This is a genomic window from Pseudoalteromonas sp. P1-13-1a, assembly GCF_001401875.1.
GTDB lineage: Bacteria > Pseudomonadota > Gammaproteobacteria > Enterobacterales > Alteromonadaceae > Pseudoalteromonas.
The window spans coordinates 1-15529 of sequence record NZ_LKDV01000042.1; the positions used below are offsets into that span (position 1 = coordinate 1).

The window sequence follows — 15529 nt, forward strand, 5'->3', positions numbered from 1 at the left end:
CTACACGGATGTAGGTAAGGAGCGTGAGCAGGACGCGGAAGCTTTGCCTACACGGATGTAGGTAAGGAGCGTGAGCAGGACGCGGAAGCGTTTCCCATAGTGCATAAGATTCTGTGATTGACTGAAAGTAGTATAAAGCTAGGCGATATTAATACTCAATATGGTTAATACTAATAGCTAGCTTCTTAGTCCGCTGCGCTTCTATTTAAAAGCAAATAATGTATTATAGCTGAAATTTTCGGTCGTCGATTAGGGATATATACACTCGTGAAAGCTTTGAAATATTACGTAAGTTTTTTATTTTTAGTTTTTAGCGTTAATTTATTAGCGTTTACACCAACAGCAGCTCAGCTTGAACAGTTTAAAAATTTACCACGTGCTCAGCAAGAGGCTTTAGCTAAGCAGTACGGTGTAGATATTTCAGCTATTACAGGTGATGGGCAAGCCTCAAAAGCAAGTAACTCATCTCAACCAATATCTATTGGAGAACGTTTTGACGAGAAAGAGAAAACCTTAACCGATGAAGAGCGGTTTAAGCCAAAAGTCGAGGAACTGAAACCGTTTGGATATGAACTTTTTGCTGGTGAACCAACTACCTTTATGCCAAGTGAAAATGCTTCAATCCCAGATAGTTATACTATTGGTACTGGCGATGAGCTAAAAATTAGCTTTTATGGGAAAGAGAGTAACAGCTTTGATGTAACTGTCGACAGAGAAGGGCGCATTAGCATACCTAATCTCAGCCCTGTTGAGGTCGCAGGCCTCACTTTCGCTGAAGTAAAAGAATTAATTAAATTAAAGGTAGACCAAGAGGTTATTGGGGTTAAGGCATTTGTATCTTTAGGGCAGTTACGCAGCATGCGTATTCTTGTTTTAGGTGAAGCTTATAAACCGGGTAGTTATAGCGTCTCATCATTAACTACAGTGTCGCATGCTTTGTTTGTTAGTGGTGGGGTATCAGATATAGCTTCACTTCGAAATATACAAGTAAAGCGCTCTGGTCAGGTTATTACTAACTTCGATCTCTATGATTTACTCATCAAAGGCGACAGTAGTAACGATATAGTATTAAAACCAGGCGATGTTGTCTTTGTTCCTCCAGTAGGAAAACAAGTAACTGTTGAGGGGTTAGTAAAGCGCCCAGCAATATTTGAGCTAAAAGCGGGCGAAACAGCAAAGCAATTACTCGCTATGGCAGGTGGGCTTAAACCAGGAGCATATGCTAAAAATGCAGTTGTAGAGCGCTTTAACGCTGAGCGAAAGGAAATTCTTTCTATTGATTTTACAAAATCTCAAGTTAACTATACCCCTCAAGATGGCGATCGTTTACGTTTTAATTCAATAAGTGAACAATATTTAAACTCTATTAGTTTAATTGGTGCTGTGGCACGCCCTGGGAGTTATGAATGGCAACCAGGCAAGCGAATTTCTGATGTTTTAAAGTCTGTACGTGGCGACCTACTTCCACAAGCTGATCTAAGCTATGGCCTTGTTATTCGTGAAATAAATATTAATGGTGACATAGAAATTCATCAATTTGATGTAGCGCAAGCAATAGTCAAAAACAAGAAAAACGACTTAAAGCTGCAAGCAAACGATAAAATTATTATCTTTAGCCGATTCGAAGAGAAAGAAGTTGAGCAAGTGGCATTAGCTAATATGGCTTTAAGTGAAAAGCAGCGCATTCAGCAACTTAAAACTCAGCAATGGCAAAAATTTCAACAAAAAGAATTTGAAAAGTACATCGGTATTAACGAAAAGGAACAAGAGTTAATAACTGATAATGATCAAATATTAACAATAGCAGAATATACGGAGCGTAAAAAAGAGGAAGAGCAAAGCTTAAAACCTGAAGATTACGCAACATTTAGTCGTTTTAATCTTTTAGAACCAATTATAGCCAAGCTAAGAAAGCAAGCCTCTTTTAGCCAAAACATGCAGTTAGTTGAAATCTCAGGGCATGTAACCTACCCAGGAATTTACCCATTGTCAGTAGGTGGAAAAGTGAGCAACTTAATTGCTGCTGCAGGAGGTTTGTTAGAGTCGGCTTACGTAAAGCAAGCAGAAATTACACGTATAGCGGGATCAGATATCTCTGAGGTTGAGCACATACAATTTGACTTGCAAAGTGTCGTTAGTGGCGATAATCGCGACAATGTAACGCTAAAAAGTAAGGACAGTTTAAATATATTCCCAATTCCAAATTGGCAAGAAAATGTAAAGGTTAAGCTAAAAGGAGAGGTTAAATTTCCTGGGGAATATACCATAAGACGAGGCGAGACTTTAAATGATTTACTTAAAAGAGCGGGTGGCTTTTCACAATTTGCAGAGCAAAATGCTGCCGTTTTTACTCGTAAGTCTATAAAAAAGCAAGAGCAAGAGCAATTAGCTCGTTTATCTACAGAGTTACGTCGCGATATAGCCTCAAAGAGCTTCCAAAGCTCTATAACCAGCAATTCTTTATCGTACGATGAAATGAATAATCTACTTGATGATTTAGCCAATGTTAAAGCGGTAGGGCGCTTAGTCATTAATTTACCATTAATAGTACAAAATAAACAAAAGCTAGTTTTACAAGATGGAGACATGTTGTTTGTCCCTAGTAAGCGTGATTCTATAAGTGTAATAGGGGAAGTTAACTACTCAACATCGCATTTGTATGAAAGAGGCGTATCAATTGAAGATTACATAAACAAAAGTGGTGGTCTAAAATCCAGAGCAGCGGATGATCGTATTTATATAATAAAAGCCAATGGCTCAGTTAAAGTGCCTAACAAAAGTAGCTGGTTTGCAGCGAATGAAGCAACGATGCTAGAGCCTGGTGATACTATAGTAGTGCCATTAAATGCAGAGCATATGGATAAACTAACTCTGTGGAGTAAAGCGACTCAAGTTTTATATCAATTAGGTGTCGCAGTTGCTGCTTTAAGTGCGCTTTAATTAGGGACAAATGTTCATAAAAAGTTACGAATAAAATAGTAATTAAAAGTCTTAACATTCAAAAGGTTGAACATTATTCAACCTTTTTTTTATGCTTTGCAACACATTTTTATTAATAAACCCTTGAATTTAGTAACCTAAGTTATCATAATTACCACACCTCGAACTGATACTTCTTTTTGAGGAGTATCGGATGAGTTTAAGAATATTTATGTTAACTAGCTTTAGTTAGCAAAAAGAGTTTTAAAACTAACGTGCTAATACAGGCACATTTAAAGGTCAAGGAGATAAAAATGAAGCGTTTTACTAAACTCGCTCTAATCCCTGCAGCAGTAACAGCTGTGTTAGCAGGTAATGCATATGCTGGTACGGAAGCATGTTTTGAAATTTACAAAACGAATGTTGATGGCGAAATTTCTGCTTTTGGTACTACATACGAAGAAGCGTCTTGTGTTGCTAACCGTGGTGGCGCATCAAACGATGACTTAGCTGTAATCAATGAAACAAAAATTGCATATGAGCTAACTGGTAACCTACCAATCGACTTTGAAGATCTTAAGGGCGACGGTAGCACTTCTGTAGATGATAGCCAACAAATCGTTTACATCCCAACTACTGACATCCCAGGCGGTACTAAAATCAAGTTTAGAATCACTGGTGCAGTATTTGACGGTAACTCTAATCAAATTCACTTAGTTAAATACAACACAGACGATACTGAAATTGAAGCAGTAGCTTCTTCAGATGGTCAAGTTGACGGTGAGTCAGAAATTACTTTCATCACTAAAGCGGGTATTACCATTGGTGCTGGTACGCGTTTAGCATTCTCTCGTGTTTCTACAGGTGCTGACTCAGGAAATATTGGTAGCGCAGTTGACCCTGTAGGTATCAAGATTGCTAATGACGAGTGTACTACAGCTAACATTTCTAAATCAGTAAGCCTTAAAGCTGTTGAAGCGGTTACCGATGGTGGTAATGGTTACAGCATCTTAGGTGCTATCTCAGCAGACGAAAAAATTGCTGATATTTCTGCTCAGTTCTACGCTTTCCAAGACGCAACTACTGCTGAAGGCGACGTAAACGCAGAAAGCACTAACTCAATGGGCGCGGCAATTACAGCACGTACTGAATTTGTATTTGACCCAGATGCATCTAAGCAGTTAGTTTCTCGTAAAAACCAAGTTCTTTACAAGTCAGCTTTCTACAACCGTGGCCCGGTGTTAGACCGTAGCATCGACTTAGTTTCTTCTGACCGTTTAGACACTAAATTTGTTTCTTCAGCGGCTCCAGGTAACACTGTTAAAATGGGTATCTTTAACTCTCGTTTAGCAGCTACAGGTGTTGTAGATGAGCAAGAGCCAGTAGATATTGGCATTACTTGGGGTAGCTTTGGTTTAACTAAAGATACAGCTCCAGAGTATGAAACATACGCTGAAGATGTGTTTGACGCTAACGAGCTTAATGGTGATGTTGAGTCAAACCCAGTAGCTACAAGCAGCAAGCTATACAATGCAGAATACAACGAAGTGTACTATGCAGTAACTAACCTTAACACTACAAACGGTGTTATGAACTTTAACTACGCTGTTGACACTAACTACACGTTAGACTTCGGTAACACTAACTACATTGACCACTGTGACATGAGCGTTCGTTCACACGAAATTGGTGTTAACGGTGCAGTGCTTAAAGTACCATACGCTGTAAACGGCGAAGGTAACTTTGTACGTGTAACAAACGAGCATGACGAAGCTGCAGAAGTAACTGTAGACGTATTCGGCGAGTCTGACGACGGTACTACTAACAACCGTAAAGTAACAGCTGTTAAACTTGGTACTGTTGCTGCTCAGTCTTCAGTAGTTTACTTTGTACCAGACCTAATTGAAGAAGCTGTTGAGCAAGCTGGTTACACTGGCGCTGACGGTGGTTACTCTGCAGGCGACCTAGGTGTTAACGCAAACTCAAACGCTAATCGTCACACTTTAACTTTCACAGTTACAGCACCACGTGACACAGTTCACGGTGTATCAGTACAACGTACATTAGGCGGTTCTGACCGTGTAATGCCTGTACTTGACCGTAACGAGTGGAGCCAGTAATAACTAACTAGTTTAGTTACTTACTAATAAACCCTCGCTTAGGCGGGGGTTTTTTTTTAATAAAAAGGAATATTAATGAAAAAGCTATTATTACTTTGTTTTGTTGTTATTTTATCTGGGTGCCAAAGTACACAAAACAACGAAAATGAAGAGTTAAAAAAAGAGCTAGCGCAATTAAAGAAAGTGCAAAGACAAGTGGCTATTAAAGTGGGCTTAGGTGAGCTAGTTCGACCAGAAAAAATTGAATTATCTTCAGAAGCTATTTGGATAGGTAGTAAAGATGCTGAAGTAGTAATGATAGAGTTTACAGATTTACACTGCCCATATTGCAAAAAATTCCAGCAAACAGTGTGGCCAGAGTTAAAAGCTAAATATGTTGATACAAATAAATTAGCGGTATCAGCACGTGAATTTCCGCTAGCAAGTTTACACCCTAAAGCACCTTACGCAGCAGTTACGTTGCGTTGTGCCAATGAGCAGGATCAATATGAAAACGTCAAAGAACGCTTATTCGAACTGGGTCAATCTGTTGTTAAAGGTTCATTAGATGAAATTGTAAAAGATTTTAACTTAGACCAAGAGCAGTTTGATGCTTGTTTAGCGAATACTGATGTTCATAATATTGTCACTCGCTCTTTACAAGATGCGGCTGAACTGGGCCTATCTTCAACGCCAACCTTTATCATTGGTAAAAAAGAAGGTGATTACATTACTAATTACCAAATATTGACGGGTGCTGGAAGTTTAGAAAAGTTTGGTTCTGTAATAGATGAAGTAACAAAATCTAAATAGTGAATGTAGTTGCATTGCTTTTTAGCTGTGATAAATTTGGGGGCTAAATAAAAAGCCTCCTTTTTTATCTAAAAAACAAAACGTCATGGATTTGATTATGAAATACAAATTTAAAAGCTCCGGTTTTACACTCGTGGAACTGCTAATTGTTATGGTTATTTTAGGCCTTTTAGCTTCAATTGTTGCACCTCGCATGTTTAGTAAAGTGGACTCTGCAAGAGAAGGGACGGCGAAAGCGCAAATGCAAGTAATCGCGACTGCTCTTGACTCATACCGTCTTGATATTGGCTATTATCCCGACACCTTAAATGAGTTACTCCAAAGTACTAAAAGACAATGGGATGGACCTTATTTCCCACAAAAAATACCACTAGATCCTTGGGGTAACGAATATAGCTATTCTGCCAGCTCAGAAGCTAATAGTGATATGTTTGTTTTAAAAAGCTTTGGGCGTGATGGCAAATTAGGTGGCGAGGGTGAAGACGCTGATGTGGAATACTAAAATAAAGGAATATGTAACCGCACACAATTTAATTGATGCAAATAGGCTGTCTCAAGCGCTTGAATACCAAAATGCAACATCAGAAAAGTTAGATGTCCTTTTATTAAATTCTGGTTGGATCGATGAAGATCAGCTAAGTATTATGTACGCTGATTTATTAAAATGTGGTAGGTGGACGCAGCCACTTCAGCTAGAACAAGCAGATATAAAAGCGTTAGAGGCTGTCAATACAGACTTTCTACTCTCAGCGCAGCTATTGCCACTAGAAATAAATAATAAAACACTTAAGTTGGGATTTGCTTCACCTCATAATATGGATGGTTTGGATTATCTAAGGTTCCTAGATTTTGAGATAGACTTTTTTGCTTTATCTAAAAAAGATTTTGAGCTTCTCAGTGAGCAATTTAAAGCACTTTTCCAGCAGCAGCCCGATTTAATAGTGTCATCAGATAATGTAGCCGCACTTAAAGAGCTCGCGTTAGGGGCACCTACAGTCAATTTAGTGAATAGCCTTATAAATAAAGGTGTTAAGTTGGGTGCGTCCGATTTACATATCGAACCAGTGGACGGGCGATATCGTGCCCGTTATAGAATCGATGGCATTTTAAAAGAAGCAGATCCAATCCCGCATAGTCTGCAGCTTGCCGTTATTTCTAGAATTAAAATCTTATCAGGTATGGATATAGCCGAAAAGCGCCGACCACAAGACGGCAAAATCGAAATGAAAGCAGGCTCTACAGACTTAGATATTCGTTGCTCAACACTGCCACTAGGAATGGGGGAGAGTGTGGTAATGCGTTTTTTAATAAAAAATGCAGTAAAGTTTGACTTAGGTACTTTAGGTTATTCGGAAGATTTAATAGATTATATAAATCAAGATCTAAAGCGTACATCAGGTGTTATTTTAATGACAGGCCCTACAGGGTCAGGTAAAACAACATCTTTATATTCTTTTTTAAATCAGATAAATAAACCCGATATCAAAATTATTACCTTAGAGGATCCTATTGAGTACCAACTAGCCGGTGTAAACCAAGTGCAAGTAAATTCTGATATTGGATTTGATTTTTCTGCTGGTTTAAGAAGTATAGTACGCCAAGATCCGGATGTGATCATGGTTGGTGAAATCCGTGATAACGAAACAGCGAAAATTGCTCTGCAATCTGCATTAACCGGGCATTTAGTATTTAGTACTGTTCATACTAATGATGCGCCCTCAGCTTACACCCGTTTAATGGACTTAGGTATAGAGGAATACCTACTGAATGCGGGTTTAGTTTCAATCATGGCACAGCGCCTTGCTAGAACTTTATGTAATCATTGTAAGAAGCCGTTAGAGCAAGATGAAAGCCAAGATCTTATTGCTAAATATACACTCAACAAGTTAGCCCCCTTAAAAAATATTAGCTTACACCAAGCTGTAGGTTGCGATCATTGCGAGCATACTGGGTACACGGGCCGTGTTGCTTTTTTAGAGTACCTCCCTTGTGATAGCGATATTAAAAAAATTCCTAAAGATGAAAAGCTTTTAGATCATCTCTATCAATTAATGGAAGACAAAAACTTACGTAGCTTAAAGCAAGATGGTTTATTAAAAGCAATCCAAGGGATTACAACGGTTGAAGAAGTTATGAGGGTGGCAGGATGAGCCAACTATATAAGTATAAAGCTTACTCTCATAGCGGCGAAACTGTAAACGGAGAAATCTCTGCCGAAAATGAAAAAGAAGCATTTTCTAAATTAAAGCAAGATTACAAATTAGTTATTAAGGTAAATGCAACTTACCAAGCAAGGCAACGAAAAAGAATCACCTTAGCTGATCTAGAGCAATCGACAAATCAATTAGCCACACTGCTTAAAAATGGACTTAAAATTGATAAAGCACTTTCAGTGCTTGTAAAGTCAAATCAAAAATCGGCAATCGGTTTGGTATGGTCCTCTGTACTTTCTGATATAAAACAAGGGGCTTTATTAAGCGATGCACTCGCAAAAAGGCCAGAGGCATTTTCTACTTTATTTGTAGAAATGGTAAGAATAGGTGAGAGTACAGGCAATCTACCGCAGGTATTTAATAGACTTAGCCAAAACCTTTTGTTTCAAAATGCACTGCGCAATAAGGTAGTTCAAGCAATTACATATCCCTTTTTTATACTTATAGTATGTATTACCGCTATTTGGGCAATTTTTAACTTTGTAATACCTAGCATGTCATCAATGTTTGATTCCGTCGATGATGTTCCTACCTACACGCAAGTACTTATTGACGCATCACAATGGATACAGAATTATCAGCTTCATTTACTAGTATGCATTTTAGCAGTGATATCAGGTTTAATTTTTGCCTTTCAAAATCATGAGTTTAAAATAAAAATGATACAGGCAACAGTAAACTTGCCTTTGATACGCACTATCATTAAGCAATCAGATCGAATACGGTTCGCTACATCTTTACAGCTCACACTAGAAAGCGGTGTGAGTCTTTCTTCAGGATTGCAATTAGCGAGCGAAACCGTAATAAATCCTAAACTGAAAAAAAGTTTAAGAAATATTGTAGTATCAGTATCCGCAGGTGGAGTATTAAGTGATGAATTGGCTAAGTTAACGCTATTTGATGATATTGGTATCTCTCTAATTTCCGTGGGTGAAGAAAGTGGCACGCTTACAAGCTCATTTACCGAAATAGCGCAGCGTTCAAGATTAAGTTTTGAGCAATGGCTTATTAAATTTACAGCTATGCTAGAACCATTACTGATTTTAGTAATGGGTGGAGTAGTAGGTTCTGTGGTTATCACCATGTTGCTTAGTATTGTATCGATAAACGATGTCTCATTCTAAATATAAAGGGTTTACATTAATAGAGCTACTTATCGTATTGGTGCTGATTGGGTTGGCAACATCGTTTGTTCTACCAAATATGTGGAAACAATTTGATCAAGCTAAACTCTATAGCGAAAAAAAACAGCTCTCTTCAATTATAACTTTTGCTAAAGAGTACAGTGTTTATAAGGGCGGTTCATTAAAGTTAGTTTTTAACGAAAATACATTAAGAGTCTACGAACAAAAAATACCGCAATCTGATGTAGAAATGGATGAAATCAAAGGTGAAACGAATAACCTTGATGATGAACAAAATTTACAAGATGAAAAGCAAAGCGCTGAGAGTCCAGAGCGGTTAATTAAAAAAATTGAATTTAATACATTAACATTACAAGATAAGTCTTTTATTTTTGATGCACAAAGCTACTTCAATAAAGTAGTAATAACGATTGGTATAAATGGAACTCAAAAGAGAGAAAAAATTGAGATATAGCAAGGGAATGACGCTTATAGAGGTATTAATCGCTTCTATTATCTTATTTATAGCTGTTAGTGCAATTAGTTTTGTATCTCGAGCGTCAATGCTACATGAGCAAAAGCTAAAAAATAATATATCTCGGGGTTTACTTGCCGAACATATAAAAGATTTTGTGAGTTACAAATATCAATATGAAAATATAACGCAAGGTAGCTATAAGATAGGCTCTAATGAATATAAATGGCACGTAGAGGTGATTGAATCAAAGCCCGTAGTGCGTTTTATTTCTTCCGAAACGACACAAGATACTGACAAAAAAGATGATAATTTAGAACTGTACGAAGTAACTGTTAGTCAAAAAAGCCAAGAAAAGACAATATTGAGATTTAAAGATGTATATTGGAAGCAATAAAAGGAGACAGTCGGCTTTTACGTTAATCGAAGTACTCGTCGCAATGGTCATCTTTTCTCTAGTAATGACAGTCTCAGTGACCAGTTACAGGTTTTCGCTAAGTGAGTTAACTAAAGAAGAAAAAAACAATCAAATAAAGCACTTAACAACGACCAAGTTAATTAATAGTCAAATTCATTCTTTAACACCCTTTATCTTTAGAACAGAAATGGGCGAGCAGGTGCCTTTTTTTCAAGGCAATAGCAACGCATTTTCATTCATTACTGATAAACCCATTCAAGTTACTTCTCCGATAGCGGTTGCTACGTTACAAGTGGTTGACGATACGGTGCAATATTGTGAGATAGAATATGGTACATTTTTACTTGAAGATATTGATCGCATACCTAAAGATTGCAGTTCACCTATTACCTACCTAGCAGGTAAAGATATTTCTATCACTTACTTCGGGTGGAAAGATAATTTTGAGTTAAGTAACTTTTATTCTGAATATTTAAATATAGCTGTAAAGCCTAAGCCATTGTGGTCTCCTACTTTTTCTGCTGCCAAAAGAAAACTAATGCCGCTATACGTACGGATCTCCTTAGCTGAACATACTGATATTTTATTTAAGATACCTCAGTTAACTTCTTTTGAATTAGGAGCAAGTAATGCTTTCGAGGGTTAAGTCAAATCAGGGGGTAGCGTTAATTGTAGTGTTAATGATTACTGCTGTAATGGCAGTTATTATGTTGTATATGTCTGGGCAAGGCCAAAATAATGCACGATTAGCCGGTATGGTAAAACAAAATACGGATGCATCTTTAAACTTAGAAAGCGCTCAAGCAGAAGTAATTTACAGCTATATGACAAGTAACTTTAGTATTTTAGGGCCCAGAGCTGATTACTTAGGGAAGCCTATTATAAATGACTTTACTAAAAGTTTTACGGGTGAAACCAAGAAACTAAAGGATTATAACGTAACGGTTCAAGATATAAGCGGGCTAGTCTCTATTGTACCTTTAAATAAGAATGACTTTAACCGTTTATTAGCCTTGAACGGTGTGGGAGAGACTGAGCTTTTAAAAATACAAGATAGGCTTGATGATTGGCAAGACCAAGATAACTTCAGGCACTTAGAAGGGGCTGAAAAAGGTGATTACCCACAACCTGAGCTACCTAAAAATGGAATTATTCAAACAACGCAAGAGCTGAAATATATATTTGACAATGATACGCTATATGAACAAATAAAGCCGCACATTACTATGTATGGGGGAGACTACATAGTTCGACAATTTGTGCCTAAATCTTTATACTCCGCATTAGGAATTTCTGAGCAGAGTGCTCAAACTACATCAGAGGATGGTGTTACTTACCCTAGCGGACGCTTTCTGATCAAGATTTCTTCAAATAACAATATTTCAATAACAAAAAAGTTTATTTTATTACGGGGACAGGATTCCTTCCGTCCATACTCTATAACAGATGAAGAGCTAATTTTTAGATAATGAAAAAAGTATTAAAAAGGCTAGGTTCTCCCTCGGCTTTTTGCCATTACAAATACCATCTGACAGCAGAGTGTATTGTAGAGCAAACTAAATTAAGCAAGCCTAGGCTGTCTTTGGTAACAGGGTGTTTACTCGATAGAAACCTTTTTTGGGCAACAACTCGCACCTACGAAAACACTTCTATAACTGAACTTAAAAGCATAGTTCAAGCCGAAAAAATGCAGCTTCCACCTATGGAGGGAAAATTTTATTGGTCAATAGAAGCGCTGAGGAATAATCAATTTACAATATCGTACTTTGTTGTGCCTCAGAATGTGTTGGATAAAATTCCTTCTGAGTGTCGTTTAATTGCTCCTCTTTATTCGAGCGCTGCCGAAGCACAAGTGCAGCCCTTACTGATAAAGCATAATGTAGGAAAAGTCGACTTTGCTTCTCATGTAGATAGGTTAAACTGGTTAAACTTATCGGGTTTATTTGGCGTAAATAATCAGGTATCTAGTAAGCCTGAAAAGCTTTCAAATCGAAAACTGCTCATAGCAATCACTTCTTTATTGAGTGCGACAGCTATTTTGTTAAGTGCATATCTTATACTTGCTACTAGTTATTACGTTGATAAAAAGTCAAAAAATGAAGCTGCTGTAACCGAGGTCCTTTCTGGGCGACAAGCAACAAATAAAGAATTAACTTTAGCAACGGGTTTAATCGAATTCTTAGCTACTAATCCAAATGTGCTTGATAAGTTGAGCCAAATAAAACTACAAGACGATGATGTATTTATAGAGCGAGTTAAAGTTATCCCTACCGGAGTTGAGCTATTTGGAACAACAGAGAACTCCGCAACAAAAATACTTGAGCAAATAATTAGTGCTGAATCTGTCAAAGAGGCTAAATTTTCGCGAGCGGTTACAAAAAACAAACAAGGTTTGGAAACGTTTACTATTGAGGTGACATGGAAGTGAATGCATCATCTATATCTATAAAAAAGTGGGGGTTATTGTTAATAGCGCTACTTTTAAGTTTTGAGTTTTTGATTTTTCCTTGGCTAGATTGGCTTGATGCAAGTAAGAGTGAGTTGCAAAGCCTAGAAAAAATAGTGGCTAAGCAAGAGAGCTTGCTAGCTTCAGATGAGCAGAGGCGAAATAATTCCGAGTCGTTCGCAGCAAACTTAAGTGATTTTTCTGAGCTACCTATTTTAGATAATAATCAGGACCCTGCATTACTATGGCTCCAGGTCATTGATGCGGCGGTAGAGCGGTATGAGCTGAACATTAATAATAAAGCACCTTTTAGAGAAGTAAAAATCAACGATGCATACTCTGTCTATGCAGGTAGACTCAACGTATCGGGAAGTTATAACGAGGTTTTAAATTTACTTTATGAACTCGAAAATATAAAAGAGGGTAACCGCGTAAGGCAGGTTTCTTTTACGCGCACAAAAGCAACGCCCGACAGGGTAACTGCAAATATAGAGTTTGTACGGGTATTTAAAAAGTCATGAGAAATATATTAATACTTTTATGCGTATGTATTGCAATAATTACATGGGTAAGCGATTTTTTGTTACCCGAAAATCAAAGCCATCAAAAAAAAGCGCCGGCTTCGGTAAAGTTAAATGTAAGTAGAGTAGCGCAAACTCAATTCGATATAGAGCAACTGGCAAACACCTTAGGCATAGATTACTCAGAAATAGGTAAAGACAGCAACGAGGGCGATGATAAAGGTCCCGATATTATAGATGCTACGCTTTCATTAGTTTCTGTTTACACCAGTGGTAATGTTGCAAACGCAAGAATCAAGATAAAAACCCCTGATGGAGAGGAGTTAATTAACCTTTCAAAAGGAGATAAGTTTGAATCGTTAGAGCTACAGGAAATTTTAGCAGCTGCGGTTGAATTATCTAATAACGGTCAACAAGTTTTACTGAAAATGTACAAGCCCAAAGTTATCAGTATTACAAAAACAAATGGTGTTGAGGAAGTAACAAAATGAATAATAAACCATTAAAAGGATCTCTTTTAGTTTTAGTCGCATTAGCAGTATCTGGTTGTACAACAACAAGTAAATTACGAGATAACGATTTAGCAGTAGATAGATCAATACTAAAATCAACAGGTATTAAACAAACACAAGAGCAGATAGCTAAAGAGCAAGCTAAAACGCAGGCTGAATTTAGTTCATTAAAAGTTCAAGATTTAGGCGGTATAACCCGTTTAGAAGAAGAAGCTAAAAAAGCGCCTGAGCTAACCGGAGAGCCGATTACTTTTTCTGCAGACGAAGTGTCTATAAAAGAGTTTACAAGTCGCGTATTTGACGACCTTTTAAATATTAACTATGTGGTTGCGCCGCAATTAGCGGCATCAGGTGAAAAAATAACATTAAATATATCGAGTGCTATCTCGAGAGCAGCATTTTATGAAGTTGTAATAAAAACACTCGAAGAAAGTGCGATTAGAACTTTAAGAAAAGATAATATTTTATACCTTTCTAAAGCAACGTCTTCAGATCAAAAAAACTCAATAGCAATCGGTATAGGTAATAATACAGCGGATATCCCTGACATATCAGGTGCAATCACACAGATTGTGCCATACGTTTATAGCAGTAGCCGAAACATTACTAGCATAATGAAAAAGCTATCAACAGCCCAAGTTACTGTTAATTCATTGCAAAAATTAATTATTTTAGAAGGTGAGCGAGCTGAAATTTTACGCGCTATGAAAATAATTAATATGCTTGATGTACCTCGCGCATATGGACGCCAAATTAGATTAATAGAATTTGCTAATATTTCGCCTATTGAAGGGATAGAGCAAATTGAAAAACTGCTAATCGAAGATGGAATGCAGGTCTCTAAAGAGGGCGATGCCTCGTTTGTTCCTATCCCTCGTATTAATGCATTTGTAGCGTATGCGGCGAGTGAAAAAATAATCGACAGAATTACATTTTGGGCAAATAAAATAGATGTGCCTATTGCGGGTGATGAAAGGCAGTACTTTGTATACAAACCCAAATTCGCTAAAGCAGAAGAAATGCTAGAGTCTATAAATGGATTGCTAAATGGCCAAGCCCCATCTACGCCACAATCTAACCGTGAAGGAGGAAAAGGTAAAAAGAGCGGTACTACTGGCTCTATGCGCTTTAGCCTGGATAAACAACAAAATGCGCTAATTTTTTATGCAACAAACGATGAATACCGCTTAGTAGAATCGTTAATGCAAAAAATGGATGTATTACCCGGACAAGTGATTCTTGATGTGACTATTTTGGAAGTAACGCTTGGCGATAGTATGTCATCAGGCATAGATTGGTTTTATCAAAATTCAAATTCTAATGAATCGCTTTCTGCTAGTAATGCCACACTTTCTAGTTCTGGAAGTATTGCTGGAGCGGTATTAAGTGGTAACTGGCAAGCAACTTTCAACTGGAAGGACAGCGTGAGCGATGCGCGTGTTATATCAAGACCATACTTAATAGTAAGAGACGGCGAATCAGCCACGATCACCTCTGGCGATCAGGTGCCTATTATTACGCAAACAGTTGAAAGCTTAGGTAGCAATAATGCGGTATCTAACTCGGTGCAATACCGCTCTACAGGTGTGAACGTGACTATTTCACCCATCATTAATTCTCAAGGTGTAATTACACTGAGTGTTTCAATGTCGGTGAGTGATGCAAATCCAAATGAATTAGGTGGGAGCTCATCTCCGACTATCACAAACCGTGCAATCACTTCTGAAATTTTATCAGCAGATGGCCAAACAGTAGCATTAGGTGGTTTAATTCAAGAAAAGAAAAACAAGTATAACAATGGTGTTCCGTTGCTAAGCACAATCCCAATTATAGGTAACTTATTTAAAAGCAATGTAGATTCACTGGACCGCACTGAGCTAGTTATGTTAATTACCACAAAAGTTGTAAACGAGAGCTTTGAAGTGGATGAATTCAGTGAAGCTATGGCCGAGCTATACAGCGCACCAATTACAATTAAATGAGTAAATG

14 protein-coding genes are annotated in these 15529 nt (G+C 37.6%); all 14 read left to right on the forward strand.

The features are described 5' to 3' along the window. The first annotated feature begins 267 nt into the window (after positions 1–267). The 14 genes from AN391_RS18140 (at position 268) to AN391_RS18205 (ending at position 15522) form a co-directional block, all read left to right on the forward strand. Complete coding sequence (locus AN391_RS18140) at positions 268–2940, forward strand: SLBB domain-containing protein (RefSeq protein WP_082429352.1); 2673 nt, start codon at positions 268–270, stop codon at positions 2938–2940. A 293-nt stretch (positions 2941–3233) separates the two neighbouring features. Further along, complete coding sequence (locus tag AN391_RS18145; RefSeq protein WP_055016683.1) at positions 3234–5039, forward strand: hypothetical protein; 1806 nt, start codon at positions 3234–3236, stop codon at positions 5037–5039. Positions 5040–5114: 75 nt separating this feature from the next. Continuing rightward, positions 5115–5831, forward strand: coding sequence for a thioredoxin domain-containing protein (locus tag AN391_RS18150; RefSeq protein ID WP_055016684.1), 717 nt, complete (start codon positions 5115–5117; stop codon positions 5829–5831). A gap of 97 nt (positions 5832–5928) precedes the next feature. After that, the gene (gene gspG, locus AN391_RS18155) at positions 5929–6333 is read left to right on the forward strand and encodes a type II secretion system major pseudopilin GspG (protein ID WP_055016685.1); all 405 of its coding nucleotides are present in this window, start codon (positions 5929–5931) and stop codon (positions 6331–6333) included. After that, the gene (locus AN391_RS18160; RefSeq protein WP_055016686.1) at positions 6320–7981 is read left to right on the forward strand and encodes a GspE/PulE family protein; all 1662 of its coding nucleotides are present in this window, start codon (positions 6320–6322) and stop codon (positions 7979–7981) included. The genes gspG and AN391_RS18160 overlap by 14 nt, the downstream gene beginning before the upstream one ends. Continuing rightward, the gene (locus AN391_RS18165; protein WP_055016687.1) at positions 7978–9168 is read left to right on the forward strand and encodes a type II secretion system F family protein; all 1191 of its coding nucleotides are present in this window, start codon (positions 7978–7980) and stop codon (positions 9166–9168) included. The genes AN391_RS18160 and AN391_RS18165 overlap by 4 nt, the downstream gene beginning before the upstream one ends. Beyond that, entirely contained in the window at positions 9155–9643 is a 489-nt protein-coding gene (locus tag AN391_RS18170; RefSeq protein WP_055016688.1) for a prepilin-type N-terminal cleavage/methylation domain-containing protein, read from the forward strand. Before AN391_RS18165 ends, AN391_RS18170 begins: the two co-directional genes overlap by 14 nt. Then, positions 9609–10040 carry a prepilin-type N-terminal cleavage/methylation domain-containing protein gene (locus AN391_RS18175; RefSeq protein ID WP_152967915.1) on the forward strand — a complete coding sequence of 144 codons (432 nt, stop codon included), beginning with the start codon at positions 9609–9611 and terminating at the stop codon, positions 10038–10040. Before AN391_RS18170 ends, AN391_RS18175 begins: the two co-directional genes overlap by 35 nt. Further along, positions 10021–10707: a type II secretion system protein gene (locus AN391_RS18180; protein ID WP_055016690.1), complete on the forward strand. Its 687-nt coding sequence runs from the start codon at positions 10021–10023 to the stop codon at positions 10705–10707. The genes AN391_RS18175 and AN391_RS18180 overlap by 20 nt, the downstream gene beginning before the upstream one ends. A 34-nt stretch (positions 10708–10741) precedes the next feature. Next, entirely contained in the window at positions 10742–11530 is a 789-nt protein-coding gene (locus AN391_RS18185) for a type II secretion system protein GspK (RefSeq protein ID WP_161804111.1), read from the forward strand. After that, positions 11530–12489 carry a hypothetical protein gene (locus AN391_RS18190; RefSeq protein WP_055016692.1) on the forward strand — a complete coding sequence of 320 codons (960 nt, stop codon included), beginning with the start codon at positions 11530–11532 and terminating at the stop codon, positions 12487–12489. The genes AN391_RS18185 and AN391_RS18190 overlap by 1 nt, the downstream gene beginning before the upstream one ends. Further along, on the forward strand, positions 12480–13028 hold the full coding sequence (locus AN391_RS18195; protein ID WP_055016693.1) for a hypothetical protein: 549 nt from the start codon (positions 12480–12482) through the stop codon (positions 13026–13028). Before AN391_RS18190 ends, AN391_RS18195 begins: the two co-directional genes overlap by 10 nt. Beyond that, complete coding sequence (locus AN391_RS18200; RefSeq protein WP_055016694.1) at positions 13025–13519, forward strand: hypothetical protein; 495 nt, start codon at positions 13025–13027, stop codon at positions 13517–13519. Before AN391_RS18195 ends, AN391_RS18200 begins: the two co-directional genes overlap by 4 nt. Then, positions 13516–15522, forward strand: coding sequence for a secretin N-terminal domain-containing protein (locus tag AN391_RS18205; protein WP_055016695.1), 2007 nt, complete (start codon positions 13516–13518; stop codon positions 15520–15522). The genes AN391_RS18200 and AN391_RS18205 overlap by 4 nt, the downstream gene beginning before the upstream one ends. The last annotated feature ends 7 nt before the right edge of the window (positions 15523–15529 follow it).

Bases quoted from the DNA above. Each gene is read 5' to 3' on its own strand.
- AN391_RS18160 (WP_055016686.1), top strand. From the start codon at position 6,320: ATGTGGAATACTAAAATAAAGGAATATGTAACCGCACACAATTTAATT.
- AN391_RS18205 (WP_055016695.1), top strand. From the start codon at position 13,516: ATGAATAATAAACCATTAAAAGGATCTCTTTTAGTTTTAGTCGCATTA.
- AN391_RS18175 (WP_152967915.1), top strand. From the start codon at position 9,609: ATGGAACTCAAAAGAGAGAAAAAATTGAGATATAGCAAGGGAATGACG.
- AN391_RS18180 (WP_055016690.1), top strand. From the start codon at position 10,021: ATGTATATTGGAAGCAATAAAAGGAGACAGTCGGCTTTTACGTTAATC.
- AN391_RS18185 (WP_161804111.1), top strand. From the start codon at position 10,742: ATGATTACTGCTGTAATGGCAGTTATTATGTTGTATATGTCTGGGCAA.
- AN391_RS18145 (WP_055016683.1), top strand. From the start codon at position 3,234: ATGAAGCGTTTTACTAAACTCGCTCTAATCCCTGCAGCAGTAACAGCT.
- gspG (WP_055016685.1), top strand. From the start codon at position 5,929: ATGAAATACAAATTTAAAAGCTCCGGTTTTACACTCGTGGAACTGCTA.
- AN391_RS18170 (WP_055016688.1), top strand. From the start codon at position 9,155: ATGTCTCATTCTAAATATAAAGGGTTTACATTAATAGAGCTACTTATC.
- AN391_RS18190 (WP_055016692.1), top strand. From the start codon at position 11,530: ATGAAAAAAGTATTAAAAAGGCTAGGTTCTCCCTCGGCTTTTTGCCAT.
- AN391_RS18165 (WP_055016687.1), top strand. From the start codon at position 7,978: ATGAGCCAACTATATAAGTATAAAGCTTACTCTCATAGCGGCGAAACT.
- AN391_RS18195 (WP_055016693.1), top strand. From the start codon at position 12,480: ATGGAAGTGAATGCATCATCTATATCTATAAAAAAGTGGGGGTTATTG.
- AN391_RS18200 (WP_055016694.1), top strand. From the start codon at position 13,025: ATGAGAAATATATTAATACTTTTATGCGTATGTATTGCAATAATTACA.
- AN391_RS18150 (WP_055016684.1), top strand. From the start codon at position 5,115: ATGAAAAAGCTATTATTACTTTGTTTTGTTGTTATTTTATCTGGGTGC.